Annotated in this window: 24 protein-coding genes and 1 pseudogene; 8 read left to right on the forward strand and 17 right to left on the reverse strand. The window is 70.7% G+C overall.

Going from position 1 to position 24,964, the window contains the following annotated elements; genetic code table 11:
- Window positions 1-54 precede the first annotated feature (54 nt).
- The 10 genes and pseudogenes from LX14_RS20975 to LX14_RS11825 all read right to left on the reverse strand — a co-directional run bounded on the left by LX14_RS20975 (window position 55) and on the right by LX14_RS11825 (window position 11,037).
- Window positions 55-333 carry an HNH endonuclease gene (locus LX14_RS20975; RefSeq protein ID WP_308214117.1) on the reverse strand — a complete coding sequence of 93 codons (279 nt, stop codon included), beginning with the start codon at window positions 331-333 and terminating at the stop codon, window positions 55-57.
- A pseudogene (locus LX14_RS11785) lies at window positions 334-1,176 on the reverse strand (DUF222 domain-containing protein); the annotation flags it as partial.
- Between the two features lie 248 nt (window positions 1,177-1,424).
- Entirely contained in the window at window positions 1,425-2,837 is a 1,413-nt protein-coding gene (locus LX14_RS11790) for an amino acid permease (RefSeq protein ID WP_253647378.1), read from the reverse strand.
- A 54-nt stretch (window positions 2,838-2,891) separates the two neighbouring features.
- On the reverse strand, window positions 2,892-3,368 hold the full coding sequence (locus LX14_RS11795; protein WP_253647379.1) for a hypothetical protein: 477 nt from the start codon (window positions 3,366-3,368) through the stop codon (window positions 2,892-2,894).
- Window positions 3,369-3,399: 31 nt separating this feature from the next.
- Window positions 3,400-4,602, reverse strand: coding sequence for an endonuclease/exonuclease/phosphatase family protein (locus LX14_RS11800; RefSeq protein WP_253647380.1), 1,203 nt, complete (start codon window positions 4,600-4,602; stop codon window positions 3,400-3,402).
- Between the two features lie 52 nt (window positions 4,603-4,654).
- Entirely contained in the window at window positions 4,655-6,646 is a 1,992-nt protein-coding gene (locus LX14_RS11805; protein ID WP_253647381.1) for a neutral/alkaline non-lysosomal ceramidase N-terminal domain-containing protein, read from the reverse strand.
- Window positions 6,643-7,977: a D-arabinono-1,4-lactone oxidase gene (locus tag LX14_RS11810; RefSeq protein WP_253647382.1), complete on the reverse strand. Its 1,335-nt coding sequence runs from the start codon at window positions 7,975-7,977 to the stop codon at window positions 6,643-6,645. Before LX14_RS11810 ends, LX14_RS11805 begins: the two co-directional genes overlap by 4 nt.
- Window positions 7,974-9,221 carry an alanine racemase gene (locus LX14_RS11815; protein WP_253647383.1) on the reverse strand — a complete coding sequence of 416 codons (1,248 nt, stop codon included), beginning with the start codon at window positions 9,219-9,221 and terminating at the stop codon, window positions 7,974-7,976. The genes LX14_RS11810 and LX14_RS11815 overlap by 4 nt, the downstream gene beginning before the upstream one ends.
- Window positions 9,218-10,459 carry an MFS transporter gene (locus LX14_RS11820; protein WP_253647384.1) on the reverse strand — a complete coding sequence of 414 codons (1,242 nt, stop codon included), beginning with the start codon at window positions 10,457-10,459 and terminating at the stop codon, window positions 9,218-9,220. Before LX14_RS11820 ends, LX14_RS11815 begins: the two co-directional genes overlap by 4 nt.
- The gene (locus LX14_RS11825; RefSeq protein WP_253647385.1) at window positions 10,456-11,037 is read right to left on the reverse strand and encodes a TetR/AcrR family transcriptional regulator; all 582 of its coding nucleotides are present in this window, start codon (window positions 11,035-11,037) and stop codon (window positions 10,456-10,458) included. The genes LX14_RS11820 and LX14_RS11825 overlap by 4 nt, the downstream gene beginning before the upstream one ends.
- A gap of 175 nt (window positions 11,038-11,212) precedes the next feature.
- On the opposite strand from LX14_RS11825, the gene LX14_RS11830 reads away from it, so the two are divergent.
- The 3 genes from LX14_RS11830 to LX14_RS11840 all read left to right on the forward strand — a co-directional run bounded on the left by LX14_RS11830 (window position 11,213) and on the right by LX14_RS11840 (window position 12,815).
- The gene (locus LX14_RS11830) at window positions 11,213-11,584 is read left to right on the forward strand and encodes an RNA-binding S4 domain-containing protein (protein ID WP_253647386.1); all 372 of its coding nucleotides are present in this window, start codon (window positions 11,213-11,215) and stop codon (window positions 11,582-11,584) included.
- 113 nt (window positions 11,585-11,697) lie between these two features.
- The gene (locus LX14_RS11835; RefSeq protein WP_253647387.1) at window positions 11,698-12,255 is read left to right on the forward strand and encodes a DUF3558 domain-containing protein; all 558 of its coding nucleotides are present in this window, start codon (window positions 11,698-11,700) and stop codon (window positions 12,253-12,255) included.
- Window positions 12,252-12,815: a DUF3558 domain-containing protein gene (locus LX14_RS11840; RefSeq protein ID WP_308214097.1), complete on the forward strand. Its 564-nt coding sequence runs from the start codon at window positions 12,252-12,254 to the stop codon at window positions 12,813-12,815. Before LX14_RS11835 ends, LX14_RS11840 begins: the two co-directional genes overlap by 4 nt.
- On the opposite strand, the gene LX14_RS11845 is transcribed toward LX14_RS11840, so the two are convergent.
- A complete protein-coding gene (locus LX14_RS11845; protein WP_253647388.1) occupies window positions 12,812-13,627 on the reverse strand; it encodes an acyl-[acyl-carrier-protein] thioesterase in 816 nt (271 codons plus the stop codon). The two genes, LX14_RS11840 and LX14_RS11845, sit on opposite strands and share 4 nt — an antisense overlap.
- Before the next feature lie 161 nt (window positions 13,628-13,788).
- Here LX14_RS11845 and LX14_RS11850 point away from each other — a divergent pair, with 161 nt between their 5' ends.
- From LX14_RS11850 to LX14_RS11870, 5 genes are all read left to right on the forward strand, one after another.
- The gene (locus LX14_RS11850; RefSeq protein WP_253647389.1) at window positions 13,789-15,456 is read left to right on the forward strand and encodes an FAD-dependent oxidoreductase; all 1,668 of its coding nucleotides are present in this window, start codon (window positions 13,789-13,791) and stop codon (window positions 15,454-15,456) included.
- Window positions 15,457-15,557: 101 nt separating this feature from the next.
- Window positions 15,558-16,829 (forward strand): glycosyltransferase family 4 protein, encoded by a 1,272-nt coding sequence (locus LX14_RS11855; RefSeq protein WP_253647390.1) that lies wholly within the window; start codon window positions 15,558-15,560, stop codon window positions 16,827-16,829.
- Complete coding sequence (locus LX14_RS11860; protein ID WP_253647391.1) at window positions 16,816-17,529, forward strand: class I SAM-dependent methyltransferase; 714 nt, start codon at window positions 16,816-16,818, stop codon at window positions 17,527-17,529. Before LX14_RS11855 ends, LX14_RS11860 begins: the two co-directional genes overlap by 14 nt.
- 8 nt (window positions 17,530-17,537) lie before the next feature.
- Window positions 17,538-18,695 (forward strand): prenyltransferase, encoded by a 1,158-nt coding sequence (locus LX14_RS11865; protein ID WP_253647392.1) that lies wholly within the window; start codon window positions 17,538-17,540, stop codon window positions 18,693-18,695.
- A 117-nt stretch (window positions 18,696-18,812) separates the two neighbouring features.
- Window positions 18,813-19,661 carry an LLM class F420-dependent oxidoreductase gene (locus tag LX14_RS11870; protein WP_253647994.1) on the forward strand — a complete coding sequence of 283 codons (849 nt, stop codon included), beginning with the start codon at window positions 18,813-18,815 and terminating at the stop codon, window positions 19,659-19,661.
- A 16-nt stretch (window positions 19,662-19,677) separates the two neighbouring features.
- Here the strand turns inward: LX14_RS11870 and LX14_RS11875 are convergent, their stop codons facing one another.
- The 6 genes from LX14_RS11875 to LX14_RS11900 form a co-directional block, all read right to left on the reverse strand.
- Window positions 19,678-20,703 (reverse strand): GGDEF domain-containing protein, encoded by a 1,026-nt coding sequence (locus tag LX14_RS11875; protein WP_253647393.1) that lies wholly within the window; start codon window positions 20,701-20,703, stop codon window positions 19,678-19,680.
- Window positions 20,704-20,803: 100 nt separating this feature from the next.
- On the reverse strand, window positions 20,804-21,745 hold the full coding sequence (locus LX14_RS11880) for an arginase family protein (protein ID WP_253647394.1): 942 nt from the start codon (window positions 21,743-21,745) through the stop codon (window positions 20,804-20,806).
- A gap of 32 nt (window positions 21,746-21,777) precedes the next feature.
- A complete protein-coding gene (locus LX14_RS11885) occupies window positions 21,778-22,599 on the reverse strand; it encodes an HNH endonuclease signature motif containing protein (RefSeq protein WP_253647395.1) in 822 nt (273 codons plus the stop codon).
- Window positions 22,600-22,604: 5 nt separating this feature from the next.
- Entirely contained in the window at window positions 22,605-22,916 is a 312-nt protein-coding gene (locus LX14_RS11890; protein ID WP_253647396.1) for a hypothetical protein, read from the reverse strand.
- A gap of 48 nt (window positions 22,917-22,964) precedes the next feature.
- Complete coding sequence (locus LX14_RS11895) at window positions 22,965-24,164, reverse strand: hypothetical protein (RefSeq protein ID WP_253647397.1); 1,200 nt, start codon at window positions 24,162-24,164, stop codon at window positions 22,965-22,967.
- Window positions 24,165-24,272: 108 nt separating this feature from the next.
- Window positions 24,273-24,902 carry an ANTAR domain-containing response regulator gene (locus LX14_RS11900; protein WP_253647398.1) on the reverse strand — a complete coding sequence of 210 codons (630 nt, stop codon included), beginning with the start codon at window positions 24,900-24,902 and terminating at the stop codon, window positions 24,273-24,275.
- Window positions 24,903-24,964: the final 62 nt, after the last annotated feature.

The following is a 24,964-nucleotide window of genomic DNA, read 5'->3' on the forward strand; positions in this document are numbered from 1 at the left end:
ACTGCTGCGGTCCTGCCGGGTGGCAGGTGCGGGTGGTGCTGATCTGCGGGTCGCTCAGGCGGCGATGGGGTCGAGGCGCAGCGTGCGGCGGTTGTAGGCGGGTTGCAGTTCGCGTCGGGGGTCGACGGTGGCGGGTGGTCGGATCCAGGGGTGGCGGTCGGGTCCCATCTCGATCTCCCAGCCGTGCTGGTGGACGGCGATGTGGCAGGTCCGGCACAGCAGGCACCCGTTGTCACAGGTGGTCGGCCCGCCGTCGGAGTGGAACACGATGTGGTGGACGTCGGTCCACGACGCCGGGTCACCGCACTTAATGCAGCACTCGTCGCGGGCGATGACGGCTTTGCGGACCCGGCCGGTGAACAACCGTGTCGTCGTGGTGATGTCGGCCGGGGCGTCGTCGTGGTCCATGCCGACCCGGGTCACTGCGGCGTCGCACGACAGCAACGACACCGCGGTGTCGGTGACGGTGCCCAACCACTGCAGACTCGGCGCCCGCCACGGGACGACCTCCCCGCCTGCTCCTGTGGCCGCGGTGGTGGGCACGGTCAGGATCACCTCCGTTCGCGCCGGCGCCACCAGGCCACCGTCACCCAGAGCGCGGGAAGCGGATTCGAGAACCTGCGCGAACGCATCGGCCCTGCGCTGGGCCGCCGACCGCGGATCCGGGGTCCCGTCCGGCAGCGGTCGCGGTCGTGAGGCGGTGTCGATGCAGGAGATCAACCGTTCACCGGTCACCACGTCGAGATCGAACGACCCCGACAGTCTGCCGTCGTCGCCCTGATTCCAGGTGAGGTCGTTCAGGGTGACGTCTTCGGCCAACGGTGTCGCTGAGTCATCCGAATCATCTGCGGCGTCAGGCTCGTTGACGAGGGCCATCGCGCGGGCGTGGTCGGCGATCTCGGTGGGGGTTCGTCCGGCGAGAGCGTGTCCGATCAGCGTCGCCTCGGTGTCGTCGGTCAGTTCGGACCCGAGCGGCGACCGCGTGCGCACAGCGACGTGCTGCGCCCCACGGGCGACGGCGTCGGCGTACTCCGCCGACAACGACCCGTCCCGCACATGCCGCGCCAGCGACGGCAGGTGCACGATCGCCCGACCCAGTCGAATCGCCCGCGACGCCACCACCGGAACGCATCCGTTCCGCCGCAGCAGTTCCCGCACCGACATCCCGATCCGCTTCGCTGTCCCCTGGCATTCGACCTCCCGGTCAGCCGGGCCAGCAGGCCGTCCGCGGCGTTGCGCGCCGCGATCGCAGCACGCAGCCCCGCCACCAACGCATCGTCATCCGCAGGCATGTCGCACTCGCGAATGGCATCAGCGAGGCAATCCGCCGCCTCCACCACGGTCTCGAACATGTGTACGACTCTAGCGCCGCCCGCCGACAACCACCCCGAGTGCGCAGACGCGACTGTCACACGCCTGTGGAGTCAGTGGGAACTGTGCGGAACGGCCGTGCGGCCCTTCAGGAAGTACGCGGCCGTCACCCCGGCGAACCACACGACACCGACGATCACCGCGGTCCTTCCCGACTCGCTGAAGAACAACAGCACCACCACGAGCGCGAAGAAGGCGAGGGCGAGCGCTGTCGAGTACGGGGCCCACGGGAGGCGGTAGTCGGACGCCTCGACCTCGCCGCGGGCGACGCGTCGGCGGTACACCGTGTGGGCCACGAGGATCGAGCTCCACACGAAGATGATGCCGATCGTGGAGACCGAGGTGATGTAGGCGAACGCCTTGTCGGGACTGACGATGTTGACGATCACACCGATGACCATCACGCCCGCCGACAGCAGGATCCCTCCGATCGGAACATGACGTCTGGACATCACGGTCAGTCGCTTCGGCGCCTCGCCGCGTTGCGCGAGGCTGCGGACCATCCGCCCGGTCGAGTAGATGCCGGAGTTGCACGACGACAGGGCCGCGGTCAGCAGGATGAAGTTCACGATGCCCGCTGCCGCGGGGATGTTGATGTAGGAGAACACCTCGACGAAGGGGCTGTTCCCGTCGGAGAAGTTCCGCCATCCGCGCACCGACAGGATGACGAACAGCGCGCCGACGTAGAAGAGGCCGATGCGGAAGGGGAGCGTGTTGATCGCCTTGCGCAGGGTCACCTTCGGGTTGTCGGCCTCACCGGCCGTGACGCCGACGAGTTCGACACCGACGTAGGCGAACAGGACGATCTGGAGGCTCAGCAGCGCGGAGTTGAACCCGGTGGCGAAGAAACCACCGTCGTTCCAGAGGTTGGTCACCGACGGTCCCGTGTCCGGGCCGAGGCCGGTGATCGGCAGCAGCACCAGCGCGCCGACGATGATCATGCCGACGATCGCGGTCACCTTGATCATCGAGAACCAGAACTCGGCCTCACCGAAGACGCCGACGGAGATGAGGTTGACGCCGAACAGGATCACCAGGACGACGAGTGCGGTCACCCACACGGGGACCGATGTGAGCCAGTAGTTGACGTACTTGCCGGCGACGGTGATCTCGGCCATGCACGTGGTGGTCCAGACGGCCCAGTAGGTCCAGCCGTTGGTGAAACCCAGGAAGCGGCCCAGGAATTCGTGGGCGTACTCCGAGATCGACCCCGCCACCGGTCGGTAGATCAGCAGCTCCCCGAGAGCCCGCATCACGACGAAGATCGCGAGTCCCGCCACGAGGTAGGCGAGGATGAGTGCCGGCCCGGCCTGCTCGATGGCGCCACCGGCGCCGTAGAACAACCCCGTGCCGATGGCCCCGCCGAGGGCGATCATCTGGACGGTCCGGGCAGAGAGGCCGCGCTGGTATCCGTCGTCGGGGTCTGACTCGGGACCCGGGGCGCCGGGAGTGGTCTGTGTCACCATGCGTCGGACGATAACGGGAGTGACCCGCCGGACTCGCGGCACCCCGCGCGCCGTTCAGCCGGGTGCGGTGGCGCGACGCTCGGTCGACCTCGATCGCACCATCGCGTCGACGTCGTCGACGAGGTCGCGCATCATCGCGACGTACGGCGCGTGCTCGGGCCCGAGCGCTCCGAACGACGTCAGTGCTGCTCGCGCCCGGGAGAGGTGCCGCTCCGCGGCGTCGACGGACGACAGGCGACGGAGGTCGTCCGCGATGTTCAGATGCAGGGACGGATGGAACGCCGCGACCTGGACACCCGCCGCGGCGGCGTAACCCTCGTCGAGGACGTCGGCGGCGTCGAGCGCTCGCACATCCCACATCAGCGACTCGGCGGCGTCGTCGTGGAGGTCGGCGAGGTGATGGGCGAGGACGCATCGGTGCAGGGCGTCGCCCGTCGGGGTGATCGTCGCCCAGAGATCGAGCAGGTCATCGCGGTCCCGGGCGGCCACAGCGGTGGCGATGCGATCCATGGTCGGATCTGCGGTGCTCACACCCGAACCCTGCCGGATGCCACCGACATTCTCAGAAGCGCAGATCCACCCACACCAGCCGGTGATCGCTGCTCACCGTCGGGGGGATGAGGTCGCGGCCGGACTCGCCGGGTGCGGGCCAGAAGACGCCCGCGCCGGCGACCGGCAGATCGCGCGAGGGGAGCACGTGGTCGACGCGGAGGTTGCCCGGGTTCGGCTTCGAGAAGTCGGCGGTGCGGAGTTCCGGTGGTGTGCGGTGGCCGTCGCCGGCACTGTCGACTGCCGCTCCCCGGGACGTCGGCCGTGTGTCGGTCACCTGAGGGAGACCGAGTACCTGGTTGATCGCACCGACCCCGGGTCCGGGGGTGCCGCCGTCGGCGGGGTCACTGTTCTGGTCGCCGACCATCACGAACGACGACCCCGGCGCGAGGCCACCCCGCGTGCCGGCGTCGTCGACGATGTACGACGCGCGGCCGCCGCCGGCGATGTAGTCCGCCGACAAGCGCACCTCGTCATGGTTGCGACGGCCGTTGCGGTCCTCGGGCCCGTCGAAGCTCGGAGGCGTCGGATGGGACGCGAGCAGGTGGACGGTGTGGTTGCGGACAGTGATCGGGACATCCCAGTGCGACTTGCTGGACAGTCGCAGGACGTCCGCGTTCGCGCCGTAGAAGTCGCGCGGGATGAGGTTGCCGGGCTGGTCCTTCCACAGCAGCTTCTGGAACGTGCGGACCCGTGCGGTGTCGATGGGGAACCGCGAGTAGACGACCATCCCGTACTGGCCCGGGAACGCGCCGAAGCCGTAGGCGTCGTCGGGGCCTGTGGTCGACCCGTCCCTGTTCAGGTCGCGCCCCGTCGGGACACCCGTGTTGACCGGTGACGTGAACGAGTACGGGTAGTCGATCGACGGCTGTCCGCGCTGCCCGACCTTCAGGTAGCGATCGGAGAACGCACGCACCGCCGCACCGCCGGCGACGTAGTCGAACTCGTTGAGCAGCAGGATGTCCGGCCGGTTGCGCTGGACGATCTCGGCGATCACCCTCGCCTGCGCGTCGGTCCCCGACTGCAGGTCGCCGAGCAGCCGGCCCTGTGCCGGCCGGTTCAGGCTGGCGTTGAAGGTGGCCACCCGGACCACCGACGAACCGCCGGACGACCCGAAGCCGGGGGAGCCGAATCCGGGTGCGGCGTCGGCCGCTCCCACCGCGGCGCTCATCGCCGCCACGGCGGCGAGCAGGATGCGCAGACCTCGCAGGAACATCCCGTGACGGTAGGCGCGATGGGCGAACGGTACGTCGCCGGTCGGTGAACACTCACCCCACGACGAACGCGGGCGAGGTACCGCCGATGGGTTCGACGCGTCCGTCGGGCCGGCGTCGATCACCCGTGTAGCGGATCCGATACGTCCCCGACGTCCCGGTCGGGATGGTCCATCGGATCGAGATCACCGACGCGCTCGACGACTCCGGTGGGCGACTCCAGTGCATCTCGGTGCACCAGTCGTCGTCGTCGAAAACCGTGGACCACACCGAGCCCTCCCGCCGCTCCACCCGGAAATAGGTGTCGTCGGTGCGGAAGTCGACGGTGGGATGCGCGCCGACGAAGTCCACGCGGACCGTCGATCCGGCCGACTGGCGTGGCCGCGGTGGCACCAGGACGTCGCCGAACCGGTGACCGACCACCGGGGTGTCCGGCGGCACCGGCGGGAGCAGGTCGGGTTGGCGCGACGACTTGTCCATCGGCGCCGGGCCCCGACCGATCGGGGTGCCGGCCGCGAACGCCCGTGCCAGACGGTCGAACTCCTGCAGATAGGCCGAGAGCGTCCACCGGCCGAACTGGGTCTCCCCGCCCTCGTACTGCTGCGCGTCGTACTCCTCCGGGGTCGTGACGTACTGGCTGTACCCGTTCGCGTACCCCTGCAGCAGCACGTCGTCGATGCTGATGCGTAGGGCGTCGGCCACCACCTGCCGCACGCGCAGGCCGGCGACGATCGTGAACTCGGCGGGCGCCGCGGCGAGGACGAGATCGCCGATGCGCATCAGCTGGATGGGCAGCACCTGCGGGATCCACGGCCACGGCGGGAGCAGGCCGAGGGGCGCGACGATGACCTTCGGCGCCTGGATGTCGGCCAGGCCGGGAGGGATCGGTGTCTTCTGGCCCTCGTCGAAGAGGGGGATCGGCAGGTTCCAGTTGTCCTCCCGACTGGTCCCGAACGCCGCCGCACCCATGCATGCCGGGCCCGTCCGCGCCGGGCGTCCCTCGGGGGTCCAGCGGCCGTCGATCGCGACGGCGGAGAAGTCGACGTAGCGGACCATCGCGTCGACGCCCGTTCGACGCATCGGCCGGGCGTCGGCGGCGGCGGACTCGCCCGCACGGTGCTGGCGTTCGCCGATGATCAGACAGTTGGTCCTGTTGTCGGCCGTCGGGCCACCGGGGTGCAGCGGGCGTACCCACAGGTTCGGCGTCATGTCGCCGGCGTTCGTCTGCGGGAACGCGGTGACGCAGCCGGGATCGCGGGACTCGGCGACGTGGCTGGCGTAACCCTTGTTGTCGCCAGAGATGAGGGTGTTGCGATCGGTCAGCGACGTCCCGTGCGTCGCGAACCAACTGATCTGCCCGACGTCGGCGCCGGTTGAGGTCCGACGCAGGCGCAGCGTCGTGACAGCCGGGTCGATCGCATCGGGGAACCGTCGACGCTCGGCCGCGGGGTTGCGGTCGAAGGCGATCCGCGACCGGTTGGCGCTCGCGTCGTGGAGTTCGCTGCGTCCCAGGCTGATCGTGCCCGGCGCGAGATCGTCGTGGGCGCGGGCGATCGCCGTGACGATGCCGTCGACCTCCGCCTCGTAGGACCGCTTCTTGAAGCCGAACGCGGCGAGGGTGTACGCGTAGTCCCACGCCGTCCCGCCACACGAGTTGTGGTTGTGGGTGGCGTTGAGGTTGACGTTGCGCTCGGTGTACAGGCCACCGAATCGTGTTCGGAGAGCGGCCATCACGCCCATGTGCACCGACTGGAAGAGGCAGGCGATGTCGACCGTGACGAACGCGACCCGGTCGCCGGCGGCGCGGTCGACGACGATGTAGGCGCGCGCCCAGCACCGCGAGAGCAGCCCGGTGGACACCTGGTCCTGCTCGGAATACCCCATCATCCCCTGGCCGGCGACCGCGCCCGTCGCGTCGGCTCGGCCTGCGCCGACCAGCAGGCCGGTCGGTGGCTGCGCCTGTGCGACGGACGGCGCGGTCGCCGCGAGCGCGAGACCTGCTGCGGCACCCCCGAGAACCGCTCTCCGCGGGACCGTGCGGGTCATCGGCCCAGCACCGAGGTGAGGTAGGGGTTGGCGAAGACGCGATCGGGGTCGAGCCGATCCCGCGCCGCGACGAACTCGTCGAACCGTGGGTAGACCGACCGCAGGTCGTCGGCGGTGCGGGTGTGCATCTTGCCCCAGTGCGGGCGGCCGCCACGCCGGGCGAGGATCTCCTCGACAGAGGTGAAGTAGTCGTCGGGGGCGTCACGGAAATAGCGGTGCACGGCGATGTACCCGCTGTCACGCCCCGACGCCGTCGACAGCATCAGCTCGTCTGCCGGCGCCGCGCGGACCTCGAGGGGGAACGAGATCCGCCACCCGCGCCGGTCGATGAGCGCGCGGATCTCGTCGACGGCCTCGGGTACCTGGGCCAGCGGGATCGCGTACTCCATCTCCCGGAACCGCACCCGCCGCGCGGAGACGAACACGTCCGGCGACGACGCGACGAACCGTCGTCCGGACTGCGCCGCACCCGCGACTCTCGCGAGAGCCGGTGTCACCGCGGGGAACCGGGCCCCCGCTTCGCACATCACCGCGAACACACCGTTGCTGAGCAGTTCGTCGGACACGAACCGCGCGACGCGGCCCGGCCCCTGCGCAGGGGTGTCCGCGGGCAGGCGGGTGTTCGTCTTCGTCAGGGCGACGTCGGTGTGGGGGAACCAGTAGAACTCGTGGTGGTCGGAGGTGCGCACCGCGTCGAGGAAGCCCGAGATCGCCGCGTCTACGGAGACCGCGCGCTCGACGGCCTCCAGGGCGAACGCGGGGACGCACTGCAGCGTGATGTCGACGAGTACGCCGAGGGCGCCGAGCCCCAGTGCGGTGGCCTGGAGCAGGTCCGGGTCGTCCTCGCCGACGGTGAGCATCTCGCCGGTACCCGTCACCAGGGTCAACCCGACGATCTGCGTCGCGATGCCGCCGACACCAAGGCCGGTCCCGTGGGTCCCCGTCGAGGTCGCACCGGCGAGCGTCTGGGCGTCGACGTCGCCGAGGTTGGGCATGGCGAGCCCCAACGGTTCGAGGATGCCCGGCATCTGGTGCAGGGGTGTCCCCGCGCGCACCGTGACGCGACCGCGGTCGGGATCGGCGGTGACGAGCCCGGACATGGCCGACAGGTCGACGGATGTGCCGGTGGGGACGGCGATCCCGCTGAAGCTGTGTCCGGAGCCGGCGGCCTTGACCGTCGTGCCGGCGGTGCGCGCGCGACGGACGGCGGTGACGACGTCGTCGACCTCACGCACGGTCACGACGTCGCTCGGGGTGGCCGCCTGGGTCCGCCCCCAGTTGCGCCAGCGCGTACCGGATGTGGTGGCCGGTGCCGTTCGGATGGTGGTCACAGGAAGCACTTCCCTTCTCCCCGGTAGGTGGGGACACGGTCGACGATCACACCGTGGTCGACGACGACCATCTCCGTGCAGTGTTCGGCGATCTCACCGGACTTGGTGTGGCGGAACCAGACCCGATCACCGACGGACAGTCCGTCGGTGGCGTCCCCGCGCAGGGGTGTCTGCACCTCGCCCGCGGCCTCCCGCGGCTCGTAGGCGAGGTCGGGTGGCCACACGGGCAGCGGGAGTCGATCGGGCGCGGGAGGGCCGGAGGCGATCCATCCGCCGCCGTGACAGGTCACCACACCGGGGCCGGGCCGGCGCACCACCTGCAGGCCGAACGCGACGGCCGGCGCGGGCCGGAAGTGGGAGTAGGTGTCGAAGAGATGCCCGCCGAAGAACCCACTGCCGGCGGCGATGTCGGTGACCGACCCGTCCCGCGCCGTCACCTCGAGCGAACCGGTGCCGCCGGCGTTGACGAACTCGAGATCGGCCAGCTCCCGCAGCGCCCCGACGATCGTCGACCGGCGACGGCGGAGCTCGCCCATCGACACGCGCTGCATCCCGCGGATCATCCTGTTGCGCAGCGGCGCCCCGGACCGCCAGTCGCCGCCGACCGCGTCACCGACGCCCGCGATCTGCGCCTCGTAGGACATCACGCCGACGAGGTGCACGCCGGGCCGCGCGACGATCGCGCGCCCGAGTCCGAGCGCGTCGTCGAGGGAGTGGACCGGCGACCGTCGCACCCCGACGTGCCCGAGAACGGGTGCGACCAGGGAGGCGTCGAGATCGATGGCGAGGCGCAGGGACGGCCGGCCCGACGCGGGCACCGCGGCGTCGATGAGATCGAGCTGGTCGACGGAGTCGACGAGGAGCGTGACCCGTGCGGCGGCCACCTCGTCGGCGGCGAGGGCGGCGATCGACCCGCGTCGGGCGGTGGGATAGCCGACGAGGACGTCGGTGACACCGGACGCCGTCGCGAGCCAGATGGCCTCGTCGACGTCGTAGGCGAGCACCCCGGCGAACCCGTCGCGGCGCAGGATGTCGTCGATGACCGACCGCACCCGCAGCGATTTCGACGCCACCCGGATCGGCACACCGGCCGCGCGGCGACGCAGGTCGGCGATGTTCGCCTCGAGTGCCGCGCGGTGCAGCACCACCACGGGGCCGTCGAGATCTCCTACGGCGTCGTCGATCTCGCGCCAGTACAAGGCATCCCATCGGGTGCGGGCGGATCCCGTGATCGTCGCGGTCATCGGACCGACCGCACGCGCAGCACCGACAGGCCGCCGGCGACGCCGAGGACCGCCGACGCGGTGAAGAGGGCGACGAACCCGCCGGTGGCGGCGACGATCCCCGCTCCGACGAGCGGCCCGAGGGCTTGGGGTACGGCCATCGCGATGTTCATGATGCCGAGGTCCTTTCCGGTGTGTTCGGGGTCGGGGAGCACCTGGGTGGCCAGCGCCTGGTCGACGCCGAGGAAGCTGCCGAACCCGGCGCCGAGGAGTGCGGCGGCGGCGATGGTGGTCGGCACCGACGCCACGACGGCGATGACGAGCGCCGCGAGACCCTGCAGGATCCCGGCGGCGAGGACGAACGGCTTGCGTCGGCCGATGCGGTCCGAGAGGACGCCGGAGGCGAGCGCGGCGCCGATGACGAACACCATGTAGACGGCGGTCAGGATCAGCAGGTCGCCGTCGGCGTCCGGGACGCGGAGCCCGAACTGCAGGAAGTACAGCAGCAATGAGGTCCCCAGCGCGTTGCCGAGGTTCACCGCGATGCGGCCCAGCAGCGTCCAGCCAAAGTCGGGGTGGTCCCGCGGTGACACCCACAGCTCGGCGACGACCGCGCGCGGCGACAGTGCGCCGCGTCCGTGTGTGGTGTGCGGCGGGTCGTCGACGGTCATCAGGAACGGCACCACGCACAGCACCAGCAGGACCGCGGCGAGGAGGTTCCCGCCGACGGCGCCGAGTCCGAGCACGGCGATGAGGGCGACCCCGACGATCACGCCGATGGCCTGCGGTGCCGACACCCAACTCGAGACGACACCGCGCTGGTCCACCGGGACGCGGTCACCGATGAGCGCGGTCAGTGCCGCCGACGCGGCGCTGAACCCGGTCAGCGCCACGCACCACCAGACGGTGATCCCGACGAGTCCGTGGCGGGTGCCCAGCACCACCAGGCCGAGCGCGAACACCACCACGCCCCCGGCGATCCACGGCCGTCGCCGCCCGAACCGACCGGTGGTGCGGTCGGACAGCGACCCGGTGAGCGGGAACGCGACGAGCGCACACACCGCGGAGATGCCGGACACGACGCCGAACACCGTCACGCTGTGGCGCCACTGGTCGTCGCGGGTGTGCAGCACGTCGACGATCTGCTGCGGCAGCGTCAGCTGGAACGGGGTGAGCTGGGCGAGCCAGATCCCCACCCACGCGAGCGCGAACAGCGCGATCCACCGCGTGCCGACGCGGGTGGTGGCCGGCGCGCTCACGGCTGCTCTACGTGGGTCAGCAGCATCGCGACGCAGGCGTCGGCGATGCGTCGAGCGACATCGACGTCGCCGGTGTTGAGGTAGGCCAGCGTGAGGCCGTCGGTGGCCGCGACGACCAGCGGCGCCAGGTCGGCGGGAGGTGTCCTCCACCGCACCCCGGCGGCGTCGGCGGCGGTGGTGAGCGCACGCGCGGCGAGGGCGTAGTACCGGGTGTAGGTGTCCGCGGCCAGGGTCTCGAGACCCGGCGTGCGGCGCGCGTACTGCGCCAGCGCGACCATCGCCTGCTCCCGTTCGGGGTCGGCGACGACGCTGTCGACGTATCCGTGCAGGCCGCCCCGCAGCAGCGCGCCGATGTCGGCGGGGGAGTCGTGGGCGGTGTCGGGAGATGCGGCGAGCACCGCGTGCACGGCGGTGTCCTCGCTCGACAGGCCGCTGATCACCAGGGCCTCGAGCAGCGCGTCCCGCGAGTCGAAGGCGTAGTGGAAGCTCGCCAGCGACATCTGCGCCTCGGCGCAGATGCGTCGGGTGGTCGCCGCCTCGACACCGGCGGTCGCGACGACGCGGAACGCCGCGGCCACCAGGCGTTCGCGGCGCTGCTCGACAGGGATGCGGGGGATGGTCGGCTCCTCGGGGCAGCAAGTGGGTCAATCGACCCACTTGGGTGCGGTCACGCTAACCCACCCGTCGTCGTCGCGCCGGGGAACGGCGCGACGACTCCTCGGACGTGGTGTCGGCGGCACTATCGTGGGCCGCATGGCGGGGCCGAGCGTGCGTGTCGACAGCTGGATCTGGGCTGTGCGACTGACCAAGACGCGGTCGCAGGCGGCGTCGGCCTGTCGTGGTGGACACGTGAAGGTGAACGGCACCCCGGCCAAGCCCGCGCAGCACGTGACCGTCGGCGACGAGGTGCGTCTGCGCATCGCCGGTCGCGACCGCATTGTCGAGGTGGTCCAGGTGCTGACCAAGCGGGTCGGGCCACCGGTCGCGGCGGAGGCGATGATCGATCGCAGCCCTCCACCGCCCCCGAAGGAACTGCTCGCGGCGATCCCGGTGCGCGAACGTGGGGCGGGCCGCCCGACCAAGCGCGAGCGCCGCGAGACCGATCGGTTGCGCGGGCGGGAGTGAGGGATCGACTGCACGCCCGACGGGATCGGGTGCACGCTCGACGGTGCTCATCTGCACGCTCGGCGGCGGGTTTCGGCCCGTCCGGGGGGACGGCGTTCTCTAGACTCGGGCGCGTGCAGAACCGTGCCGTCCGACGCTCGAGCTGGGTGCTCGTCGTGGTCGCGGTGATCGCCCTGCTCGCCGCGTGTTCGGACTCGTCCGGCGGTGGTGGCGGGGGCTCGGGGTCGACGGCGCAATCCGGTCCGGCGGGCTCCGGACCGTTCTTCGGGGCGTGCGGCGGGGTCAGCACCGACGACGTCTCCCGCGTCACCGGGGTGGCGGGATTGACGACGGCGAGCAACAACTCGGCCGGCTGCGAGTGGGTGACGAGCGCGGACGTCCTGGGTCCGCAGTTCTCCTTCAACTGGTACCGCGGAAGCCCGATCGCGCGCGAACGTGCCACCGAACAGCTCTCGCGTGACACCACCGCCGACCTCACCATCGACGGCCACACGGGGTTCATCGCGTCCAGCGCCGGGATCTGCGAGATCGGCATCGCGTTCGGTGGCGACTTCTTCGAGTGGTCGGTCAGCTACGGCGTCGCGCAGGCCGGACAGCAGCAGCGACCCGTCGACCAGGTCTGCCAGGCGACGCGCACACTGGCCACCATGTCGATCGAGCGGGCGAAGTGACGCGCCGCGCGGCCGCGGCCCTCGTCGCGGTGCTGTCGGTGATGCTGCTCGTCGCGGGATGCACCCGGTCGGTCGACGGTGAGGCGCGACCGCTCGGTGGCGGCACCGCGCAGGGCGACGGCTCCGACAAGGGATCGGTCGACACCGACCAGTTCGACAAGCTGCTCCTCGAGTGCACGCTGCTGAGCCCCGAGCAGATCGCGACGGCCGTCGGCGGCACCGCCGCCGAGTCCACCTTCAACGGGGCGATCTGCCGCTGGGTCGTCTCCGGCGGCACCCCGCTGGGCGTCACCTTCACGTGGTTCGAGTCGGGGACCATGTCCGTCGAGAAGCAGACGGTCACGCGGATGGGCTACGCCACCGACAACATCCGCGTCTCGGGTACCACGGCGTTCACCTCGCGGGACCCGCAGCGTCCGGGTGTGTGCGGCGTGACCGCGAAGTCGCCCGACCGCGGCATCTACACCTGGTGGGTGGAGCCGCGCGGTGGGCAGGCGGCGGGCGACCCGTGCGCCGCGCCGACGAAGCTCATGGAGCTCGTCCTGCGCGGCTCGGCCTAGTCGACCCGGTCCCGCGCGGACCGTCGGGCGACGCTCACCGTCGCGGCGACGTGGCCGTCGACGATCATCCAGAGCAGCAGTTCGTCGTCGAGGCGTCGACGGCGCAGGGTGATCGACGACCCCGGTGTGATCGGGCGCAGGTACTCGATGACGGCCCGGTGCGGTACGTCGACGATGTCGGTGTGGTCGAGCAGTTCGTCCTCGACGGCCTCCCAGTACGCGGCGTTGTTCAGGTGCCGGAACGGGTCGAAGTCGGTGCTGCGGAGGATGTGCTCACGGTCGGTGCCGTCGTCCTCCGGCAGCGGGGTGGGGTGCATCGTGCGCCACCGCAGCCGATGCTCGTCGGTCATCGCGGCGAGCATCTCGAAGGCCTCGTCGGTGATGCGGGACGGCATGCCCTTGTCGTTGACGTTGATCCAGAACGCCTCGGTCTCGATGAGACCGGGAGGCCGCGGCTCGGGGTTGAAGCGGTTCGTCTCGTGCTCGGCCGTGATGCGGACGCGCATGTTGGTCCACCGGGTGGACAGGGCCGCGCACCAGCGCTGCAGGGTGACGGTGCCGGGCCAGGTGATCGGTTCGATCACGTCGATGACGGTCCGCCGCACGATCCAGAACGGATCGGAGTCGTGGAAGTCCGTTGCCTCGATGTTGTCGTTGGCGATGTCCTGGAGGTACCGCGCGGTGCCGTCGAGCCGGACACGCATCTGCTGATCCACGTCGCCGGTCCGCACCCGGTAGGTCGACTCGAAGTACCGGGCCCGCTCGAGGCGGGGTTCCAGAGCGGGCGTGAACGGGTAGTCCGGGATCGTCACGGCGTCAGCATCGCACGGTGGCGATGTCCGCTCCCGAGCTGACGGGGGCAGGGTGATGATCTGGCACTGGATGCAGATATCGTTGTGACAACGCTTACAATCTAGAACACGTTCCACTTTTGGTCGGGGCGCGGACGAACGAGTCGAGGTCAGACACACCCATGGCGCATGTGATCACCCAGCCGTGTTGCAACGATGCGAGTTGTATCGCGGTGTGCCCGGTCAACTGCATCCATCCGACCCCGGATGAGCCCGAGTTCCTCACCGCCGAGATGTTGTACATCGATCCCGACACCTGCATCGACTGCGGGGCGTGCATCGACGAGTGCCCGGTCGAGGCGATCTTCCCCGACGACCAGCTCGACGAGAAGGGCGAGCGGTACCTGCAGATCAACGCCGACTACTACCTCGACCACGACGTGGCGGGGGGGTTGGTGCCGCCGCGCAAGGCCCCGCCGCTGCCGCAGGGCAAGGAACTCCATGTCGCGGTGATCGGTGCGGGACCGGCCGCGTTCTACGCGGCGGAGGAACTGGTCAAGCACTCGGCGGTCCGGGTCGACATGTTCGACCGTCTCCCCACGCCGTACGGCCTCGTCCGCGCGGGTGTCGCGCCGGACCACCCGTCGACGAAGGGTGTGGAGAAGACGTTCGCGTCGACGGCCAACAAGCGCACCTTCGAGTACTTCCTCAATGTGGAGGTCGGCACCCACGTCACCCACGACGAACTGCTGGCGCACTACGGCGCGGTCATCTACGCGGTGGGTGCCTCCACCGACCGCAGGCTCGGCATCCCGGGTGAGGACCTGCCCGGTTCGATCCCCGCGACGCAGTTCGTCGCCTGGTACAACGGCCACCCCGACTACGCCGACCTGGAGTTCGACCTGTCGGGCGAGCGCGCGGTGGTCGTGGGCAACGGCAACGTCGCCCTGGACGTGGCCCGGATCCTGCTCAGCGATCCGGACTCGCTGTCGTCGACCGACATCGCCGACCATGCGATCGAGCGCCTGCGGGCCTCGACCGTGCGCGAGGTCGTGTTGCTCGGCCGTCGCGGTGTGGCGCAGGCCGCGTACACCAACGGCGAGTTCCTCGCGATGGGTGACATCGACGGCGTCGACGTCATCATCGACCCCGACGAGCTCACCCTGGACGCGGCGACCGCGGAGGCGGAGTCGGCGGGGACGCTGGACTCGACGATCGCGACGAAGTTGCGGATCGCACGGGAGTTCGCCGAGCGCGGCGACACCGGCGCCGACCGCCGCGTGGTGTTCCGCTACCTCGTCTCCCCGGTCGAACTCGCCGGTGACGGCGCGGTGTCGTCGGTGACGTGTGTGCGCAACGAACTCGTCGACGGCGAGCGGGTGGCGGTGACCCCGACCGACGAGCGGTTCGACATCGAGTCGTCGATCGTCCTGCGGGCCATCGGCTACCGCGGGTTGCCGGTGCAGGACCTGCCGTTCGACGAGGGCCACAGCGTGATCCCCAACGACGGCGGACGGGTTCTGACCGAGCCCGGTGGCGACGTCATGCCGGGTGTCTACGTCAGTGGTTGGATCAAGCGTGGCGCCACCGGCGGCATCGGGATGAACCGACTGGACGGTCAGCAGACCGCGCACGCGGTCCTGGCGGACTTCACGGCCGGCACCCTCCCGGAGCCGACGGCGTCGCGGGAGGCGATCGCGGACCTGATCGCCGGGCGCGGTGCGAAGCGTGTCGACGGTGCGGGCTGGAAGAGCATCGACACCGCGGAGAAGCAGGCCGGCAAGGACGCCGGTCGTCGTCGGGTCAAGATCGTCCGCATCCCGGACCTCGAGTCCGCCGCCGCGGGCTGACCCCGCCACGCACGAGAACGACCCACACAGCGACCGACAACCGGAGACCGACTCTCGATCACCGGCCGGAGACCGCGAACGACGAGAGAGGCCCGTGACGAGTGCGCATCGCCCTGCTGTCCTACCGGAGCAAGCCGCACTGCGGAGGCCAGGGCGTCTACGTCCGACACCTCGCCCGTGAGCTCGCGTTGCTCGGCCATTCGGTCGAGGTGTTCTCCGGTCAGCCCTATCCCGACCTCGACGCGACCTCCTACGACCACGGCGTCACGCTGACGAAGGTCCCCAGCCTCGACCTCTACGGCGAGCCGAACCCGTTCCGCACGCCGCACCCGCGCGAGATCCGGGACTGGATCGACCTGCTCGAGGTGGGCACCATGTGGACGGCCGGGTTCCCCGAGCCGCTCACGTTCAGTCTGCGGATGGCGAAGATCCTGCGTCGCCGTCGCGACGAGTTCGACGTCGTCCACGACAACCAGTGCCTCGGATACGGCCTGCTCGACATCCAGCGGTCCGGGCTGCCCGTCGTCGCCACGATCCACCACCCCATCACCCGGGACCGGTCGCTGGCCCTGAAGGCCGCGAAGGGGTGGCGCAAGATCACCGCGATGCGCTGGCACGGGTTCGCCCGGATGCAGGGCAAGGTCGCGCGTCGACTGCCCGACCTGTTGACGGTGTCGCGCAGCAGTGAGGTCGACATCCGCAAGGCGTTCGACATCCCCGCCGGTCGCATCGAGACGATCCCGCTCGGCGTCGACACCGAGGTGTTCCGGCCCGGGCCGCAGCGCGTCCCCGGACGCGTGGTGTGCGTCGCCAGCGCGGACGCCCCGCTCAAGGGTGTCTCGTACCTCCTCGAGGCGATCGCCAAGCTCGGTGCCGAGCGGTCGGTCCACCTCGAGCTGGTGTCCAAGCTCGACCCCGACGGCCCCAGCGCCCGCCTCATCAACGAGCTGTCGATCTCCGACCGTGTGACGGTGTCGTCGGGTCTCACCGACGAGGAACTCGGCGCCCTCATCGGCTCGGCCGAGGTGGCGTGCGTCCCGTCGCTGTACGAGGGCTTCTCGCTGCCCGTGGTGGAGGCCATGAGCTGCGGGACCCCGATGGTGGTCACCACCGCGGGCGCCATCCCCGAGGTCGCCGGACCCGACGGCGAGGCGACCCTGCATGTGCCGCCGATGGATTCGGGTGCACTCGCATCCGCGATCGGACGACTCCTCGACGACTCAGACCTCCGTCGTCGGCTCGGTGAGGGCGGTCGCGCCCGGGTGGAGTCCCGATTCAGCTGGGCGGCCGTGGCCGCCAAGACCGCAGAACACTACGAACGCGCCATCGCATCGACGCGGGGCGTGAGGGGAGACATCCGTGCTCACAGTTGATTTCGACCGGCTCGGCGTACGTGACGGCACCACCGTCATCGACATCGGTGCCGGACAGGGTCGGCACTCGTTCGAGATGTTCCGACGCGGTGCCGACGTCATCGCCTTCGACCAGTCCGAGTCGGACATGACGGCCGTGTCGGAGATGTTCGACGCGATGATGGCCGAGAAGCAGGTGCCCGCGTCGGCGAAGGCGCGCACCGAGGTGGGCGACGCGCTGCATCTCCCGTACGCCGACGACAGCTTCGACGTGGTCCTGATGTCGGAGATCCTCGAGCACGTCCCCGCCGACACCGACGCCATCGCCGAGATGGCGCGCATCCTCAAGCCCGGCGGACACGCCGCGGTGACGGTGCCCCGGTACTGGCCCGAGAAGATCTGCTGGGCGTTCTCCGACGCCTACCACGAGGTCGAGGGCGGTCACGTCCGCATCTACAAGGCGAGCGAGCTGGCGCAGAAGCTCACCGCCGCGGGCCTGCAGGTGACCGGGACCGACCACCGCCACGCCCTGCACGCGCCCTACTGGTGGCTGAAATGCGCTGTGGGCGTGGAGAACGACCGCAACCCGCTGGTCCGCGGGTACCACAAGATGCTGGTGTGGGACATGATGAGCGCCCCCGCGCTGACCCGGGTGGGGGAGCGCGTGCTCGACCCGCTGCTGGGCAAGTCCGTCGTCCTCTACCTGCACAAGCCGGCCTGAGGTCTCCTGTGCCAGCCGTCCCCGAGGTCCCCGGCATCCTGACCGCCGAGCAGTGCGCCGCCACCGGCGCGGCGATCGCGGCGATGCAGGAGCCCTCGGGTGCGCTGCCCTGGTTCCCCGGCGGTCAGACGGATCCGTGGGACCACGTCGAATCCGCGATGGCGCTGAGCGTCACCGGGTTCCACGCGGAGGCGCAGGCGGCCTACGAGTGGTCGCGGCGGACGCAGCGCCCCGACGGATCGTGGCCGATCCGCATGGTCGTCGGCCGTGTCACCGACCCGAACACCGACGCGAACTTCTGCGCCTACCTGGCCGTGGGGGTGTGGCACCACTTCCTCGTGACCGAGGACGAGGCGTTCCTACGGCGGATGTGGCCGACGGTGTGGAAGGCCATCGAGCTGGTGCTGCGGTTCCAGGCGCCCTCAGGTGAGATCCGGTGGGGTGGAGCCCATCCGTTGCCGCACTCGCAGGATTCGGCGGCGCCGGGCTCGTCGCACGCGGGCTCGTCGCACGAGGGCTCCGCGGAGGTGGGTGCGGTGCCGCCGGGGATGTTCGACGACGCGATGCTCACCGGCAGCGCGAGCATCCACCAGGCCCTGGGGTGTGCTGCCCTGCTCGCCGACGCGATCGGTCAGCCCGAGCCGGGGTGGGTCGCCGCGCGTGACCGTCTCGGCCACGCGTTGCGCGCACACGCCGACCGTTTCCTGCCGCCGTCGGACCACTCGATGGACTGGTACTACCCGGTTCTCGGTGGGGCCGTCCGGGGTCGGTTGGGTGAGGAGCTCATCGCCGCGCGCTGGGACGAGTTCGTCGTCACCGGTCTCGGGGCGCGGTGCGTCGACCATCGCCCGTGGGTGACAGGGGCGGAGACCTGCGAGCTGGTGCTCGCGCTCGACTGTCTCGGCGACGACGCGACCGCGCGGCAGCTGTTCGCCGACATGCAGCACCTGCGCGATCCCGACGGCTCCTACTGGACCGGACTGGTCTACTCCGACGGCAAGCGGTGGCCCGTCGAGAAGAGCTGTTGGACCTCGGCCGCCGTCGTCCTCGCCGCCGACGCGCTCAGCCGCACCAGCCCGGCCAACGGCATCTTCCGGGACGCGGATCCGTTCTCGGTCCCCAACCCGTCGTCCCCCGAACTCGACTGCGTGTGCGCCCGGGTCTGAGCCCGGCAGTGTCTGAACGCCCGTTCCCAGGAAGTCCTGGACCCCGACTGGGCACCTGACTAGACTGGTGTCCAGAAGTGCGTCCGTCCGGTGGACGCGCAGCGCATCGGAGGGTTCATGGAGTACGGGATCGTGCAGTTCACCAGCGATCGTGGGCTGCGGCCGGCCGTGCTGGCGCCGCTGGTCGAGGAGGCCGGGTTCGCCGCCTACTTCGTCCCCGAGCACAGCCACATCCCCACCCGCCGGGATGCCGCGCACCCGCAGACCGGTGACGCCTCTCTCCCCGACGACCGCTACATGCGGACTCTGGACCCGTGGGTGTCGCTGGGCGCGGCCGCCGCGGTGACGTCGCGCGTGCGCCTGGGAACCGCTGTCGCGCTACCCGTGCAGTCCGATCCGCTGACGCTGGCCAAGCAGATCGCCACCCTGGACCACCTCTCCGACGGGCGGGTGACGCTCGGCGTCGGGTTCGGATGGAACCTCGACGAGCTGGGGGACCACGGGGTGCCGCCGCAACGCCGCCGCACCATGCTGCGCGAGTACCTCGAGGCCATGCGCGCGCTGTGGTCGCAGGAGGAGGCCGAGTTCTCCGGTGAGTTCGTGAACTTCGGTCCGTCGTGGGCGTGGCCGAAGACGTCCCAGCAGCCGGGTGTACCCGTGGTGGTCGGGGCGGGCGCCACGGAGAAGAACTTCACCTGGATCGCGAAGAACGCCGACGGGTGGCTCACCACCCCGGCCGACACCGAGATCGACGACTCCGTCCGCCTGCTGCAGAAGATCTGGGCCGACCACGGCCGGTCAGGGCAACCGCAGATCATCGCTCTCGACGGCCGCCCTGACCCCGAGAAGCTCGCCCGGTGGGAGGGACTCGGGGTGACCCTCGTGCTCTACGGCGTGCCCGACGACGACGTCGACAAGGCGCGGGGGTATCTCGCGAAGCGGGCGGGGCAGCTCGGCCTCGCCTGAGATCCCGCAGCCGGTGTCACAACCGACTGCACAGCTGGTCTCCGCCGGCGCGCTTCGCCTCGTACATGGCCGCGTCCGCGGCCTCGGTGGCGGACGCGAGGTCGGCGTCACCCGCACCGTGCGGGGCGGCCCACACCGCGCCGACGCTCATCGTCACCCGTGCGCGGGGGTCCGCCCCGACCGTCAACGAGAGGCTGTCGACCGCGGCGACGACCGCGGCGCGGTGACCGACGAGGATCAAGGTGAACTCCTCACCACCGGTGCGGGCGATCAGGGCGCGCGGGCCGAAGTGCGCCTGCAGGTGGCGTGCGGCGTCGACGAGGACCGCATCACCGGCGGCGTGACCGTAGGTGTCGTTCACCGCCTTGAAACGGTCGAGATCCACTGCGACCACGCACATCACCTGTGATCGCTCGACGGCGTCCTCGCGCAGACGAGGGAACGCGCGCTCGAGCCCGGCGCGGTTGGCGACCCGGGTGAGGGGGTCGCGGAACGCCTGGTCGGCACGCTGTCGCTCACTCGACCACAGGGCTCGCGCCACGATCGGCAGCCCCAGCAGCAACCACAGGAGCGTGCTGACCTCGAGGACGAGTCGTCCGGTGATCGGCAGTCGAGATGCGGCGACGGCGACCAATGCCGTGACCAGGACGAGGTGGCAGACGAAGACGGTCTTGCCCGCGTGATACCCCGCGAACGACCCGACGATGACGAACATCCCGCACCCGAGCAATCCGAGTTCGGCGTCGGCGAGGGTCATGAGGGCGACGAAGATCCCCGCGTCCGCGGCGAGGACGAACGCGTAGACGAGGCGGTCACCGAGGAGCGCGTCGGTGACCAGCCAGGTGCTGCTCATCAGCAGGGCGAGAACGGCTGTCGCCCACAGCACCACCGTCGGTGCACCCTCGCGCGCCAGGCCGGTCGAGGCGCCGATCGCCGCATAGACCGCCAGGGAGAGCGACGCGGCGAAGGCGGTGATGCGGACGATGCGGACGTTCGCCTCCCGCTCCGGGCGGTGCAGGAGATCGTCGGAGGAGCGGGTCACCCGGTCGACGGTCCCGTTCTGATCCCCCCGTCGTGACGGGGTGTCGCCCAACACCTCACGGGCGGAACTGTCTCACGAGTGCGGCTGCACGTGCAGGCGATCAGGCGTCGCCGGCGTCGGGGGTGGATGCCCCCACGATCTGCGCGAGAGCTGTCACGAACCGGGTCAGCACGCTCGGGTCGCCGGCTGCCCGTGTCGGGTTGACCTCACCGACCGTGAGGACCCGCCACCGGGAGTCGGCGACGACCGTGGCGACCGCGGACGTCAGCTGGTCGAGCGTCGGCCCGACGTTGCGTCCGCTGGTGTTCTCGGCGAGGGGTGTCTCGGTGAAGTCGAGGACGTCGACGTCGATGTGGACGACGAACTGGCGGATGTCGTCGGGCAGTGCCGCGAGTGCGGCTCGCGCAGCCCCGGCGGGGTCGGCGATCACCTCGGTCTGCGAGACCACGGGAAACGCGAGGCGCTCCACGTGGTCGCGCTCGGATGCGGTCGACTGTGTCGGATCGACGCCCAGGAACACGACCTGACCCGGACCGAGCAGCGGTCGGGACCCGAATGCCGCCGCGTAGTCCGAGACCGCGCCCGGGAGATCGAGTGCGTGGCCGAGCCCCATCCAGTCGAGTGCTCCCTCGCGGGTCGTGGTGGGGGTGTTCATGTCGAGATGGCGATCGGAGTAGATCAGCGCGCAGGCGACTCCCGTCGCCTGCCGGACCCCCGCGACCGCCGCCGGGGCGACCGTGCAGTTGCCACCGATCACGACCACCCGGCGTCCGGCGCTGATCTCGCCCGCAACACGGTCGGTCACCTCGCGGGACGAGGCCACCACGTCGTCGACGTTCTGTGCGAGCGGCGACGTCGCGTCCGGCGTCCACACCTGCTCGGTGAGGTCGGGCGTCTCGACAACCGTGACGCCCGCCGACTCCAGCGCCGTGATCAGGCCGGCTTCCCGCAACACGCGCGGGGCCTGGTCCTGACCGGCGGCGTAACTGGCCGCGCTGCTGGGGACCCCGAACAGGCCGATCGTCCGTGTCGTGTCGCTCATCGGTCCAGTCGACCACACGGCACCGTCGAGCATCAGGCGGCCGCCCGCTGCTCCGACGACTCCCGGGTGCCGCCGACCGTGTCGTCACGATGCCCCGGCGGTGGCGGGGCGACCGAGGGGAGTGCGTGGCCGGTGGGCGTGGTGACGACCGCGGTGTGTCGGCCGACGTCGTCGTCGGTGACGGTGACCCGCCATCCGGGGTTCTGTGTGGCGCGGTTGTGCGGCATGCACATACCCAAACCGTTGGTCGCGGTGGTCGGACCACCGTCGCAGTGGGGGTGCGCGTGGTCGATCTCGGCGATGGGGGCGTCGCAGAACGGGATCCGACACCAGCGGTCGCGGACGGTCAGGAGATGCCGCAGACCCTCGGGGAACAGTCGTGCCCGGGACTCCATGGCGACCAGCGCACCGGTGTCGGGGCAGGCGAACAATCGCCGCATCTCGACGTCGGCGCCCGCGTCGACTGCTTCGGCGATCAGTCGCCGTGCTGTGTCCGCGGGAAGCGGGCCGAACACGGGGACATGTGCTGCAGCGTCGGATGCGTCGGTGAGGATCGACGACGGCAGTACGAGGTCGATGCCGACGGGCTGCTCGGCGGGAGCAGCACCGGTGACCCGCTCCACCAGGGCGTTGCGATCGACGACGGCGTGCGGGTCCAGTGCACAGGCCATCTCGCGCACTCGCGCATCGAGCTCGCGGTCCCCCAGCCCGGACACCGTCGTGGGGTCGGCGCACTGTGCGGCGTCGACCGCGGCACGGTCGGACGGTGTGAGACAGGCGGTCTCGCGGACGACGATCGTCGCCCGCCACTCGCTCAGGACCCCGTTCCGCAGGAGTGCCCGTGTGTGGGGCATCTCCGTCATCGCGCGCGCGAATCCGAGGTGGCGCCCACCGACCGCCGCCGAGACCGACGCGCGAGTGCGATCTCCGACGTCAGTCCCCGGCAGCGACGCGACGCGGGGACGCCCCTCTCGGCCTCGGCGACCGATCGCAGCTGCTCCAGCCGGAGTGTCTCGTCGACCTGGGCCGCGGCACAGGCCGACTCGATGGTCTCGAGCAGGCCGATCCGGTCGACCGTCGTGACCTCGTCGGCGGACTCGGGGAGATCGGCCAGCACCCACAGGACCTCGCGGAGCGCCGCGGTGCCGTCGGGAGAGACCGTCTCGATCATGTGTTCGATTGTACGGATGGCCACCGACAGGATGGGTCGCACGCAGGACTAGTCGGGGTCGAATCCCGAGAGCATCGCGCGGACGGCGGCGACGACGGTCGACCGGTCGTAGGTCTGCACGAACTCGAAGCGGCTGTCGTCGCCCGGGCTGATGCAGCGGGCGGAGAGCACGGCGCAGACATGGGGACCGAGGACGGCTACGTTCCACTCCTCGCCGACCGGTTCGGCGCTGCCGCGCGCGGCGCCGTCGGCAGCGGTCCTGCTGATGAGGGGCACCCGGACGCCGTACACCGGCGACAGTCCCGTGTCCGCGGAGACGCCGTCCCACCGCCGACCGGTCAGATGGCCCAGCTCGTAGGCGGTACCGGCGGTCCGGACCACCACCGCCGAGGCCCCCGTGCCGGTCGCCTGCGACTCGAGCGACCGGCCCATCTCCTCGAGCAACATCTCGCCGCCGCGCCGCGGACGGCGCGTCGAGGAGACGATCGTGAACGGTGTGGCGCCGACGTCGACCCGACCCTGGTCCGTCTGCGGTGTGGGGAACGCGGCGACCGGACCCGACCCCCACGCGTGGACGTCGACGAACGCCGCGCCGATGCCGTACTGCGCACCCAGGCTGAGGGCATCACGGACAAGGCCGTCGCTGTGCACGCCCTCGGCCACCACCGTGGCCGAGCTGTTCTGCAGGTGCGCGGCGAGTTCGTGGACGAAGCGCGCGACCACCGGATCGTGCATCTGGGCCAGCACCTCGTCGCGCACCACGACGATGTCGGGGCCGATCACGGGGAGCATCGCCAGCGCCAGGTCGTCGACACCGACGCGCACGACGACGCGTCGACCGATGCCGCGGGCCCGACGGATCGCCTCGATGGTCGATCGGGGTGAGCGGACCACGTCGCCGGGGTCGATCGCGATGGCGAGGTCGAGGTCGGCTCCCTCGACGGACGAGAGCGACGTCGGGTCCACCGTGGTCAGCACCGGTGCCGCCGCAGCGGCGTGGGCGGAGGTACTCCGTGCGCACGAGATCGCGAGTGCGTCGAGGGCTGCGGTCTGCTGCATGAGCGACGCGACGTGCCGCAGGCTCTCCTCGGAGTGCAGTGCCCCGCCGGGAGGTCCCGCGAGGGACACCATCCCCGCGGCGAGTGCGCCGTCGGACAGACGATGCACCCCGACGGTCCGTGCGGTGATGGCGAGTGCCGCGAGAGGTGACTCGTCCGCGGACTCACGCCGCGACCCATGGTCGATCATCGCCACCTCCACCCGACAGCTCCGCTCTGGCGCCGTCATGGGGAAGAGGCCTCGAGGTCAGCATACGGCGTGCGTGCCGTATGAGTGGTCTTCGGGGCCGATCGGCCGTCAGGTGGGTGTGCGACCACCGGTGCGCTGGGCGATGAGCTCCGCCGCGATGTCGCGGACGCGACGGTTGCTGTTCTGCGACCGTGCGCGCAGCAGGCCGAACGCCTCGTCGGCGCCGATCCCGTGCTCGGCCATGATGATGCCCTTGGCCTGCTCGATCGGCGCCCGGTTGTGCAGCGCCGCGCGCAGTGCGTCGGCCACGTCGAGTGCGGACCGGAACCGCGCGAAGTCGCCGATGGCCCGACCGACGGTCGTCGTCAGGAGTGCCACCGCATCGGTGTCGACCGCAACGAGTCCGGCGGGCTCACGGGCGTACAGCGTCAGCGCCCCGAGCGGCTGACCGAACGCCACCAGCGGCGCGACCAGAACGGGGGAATGGACGGTCTCGTGGGTGTGCGTCGCCGTGTGGGTGCGTCCGCCGAGCTCGACCGCGATGGCGGCCGCGTCCACTCCGCGGATCATCTCCCGCGCCACGTCGACCACCCGATCGAGCAGCGCCGTGAGCTGGTCGTCGTCGCCGATGCTCCCGCCGAGGCCCACCAGCGCCGCTGTCATCGACGCCGGTTCGGCCCTGGGGTGGTCGGGACACATCTGATCGTCGGGTCCGGTCTGCGGATCTCGCACGGACATGGGCACCTCCTCGGTGGGCACGACGGAGGTGACCGTCGTTACCCGACCGTGTAGTCGGATAC

The organism is Williamsia deligens (genome assembly GCF_024171765.1).
Taxonomy (GTDB): domain Bacteria; phylum Actinomycetota; class Actinomycetes; order Mycobacteriales; family Mycobacteriaceae; genus Williamsia_A; species Williamsia_A deligens.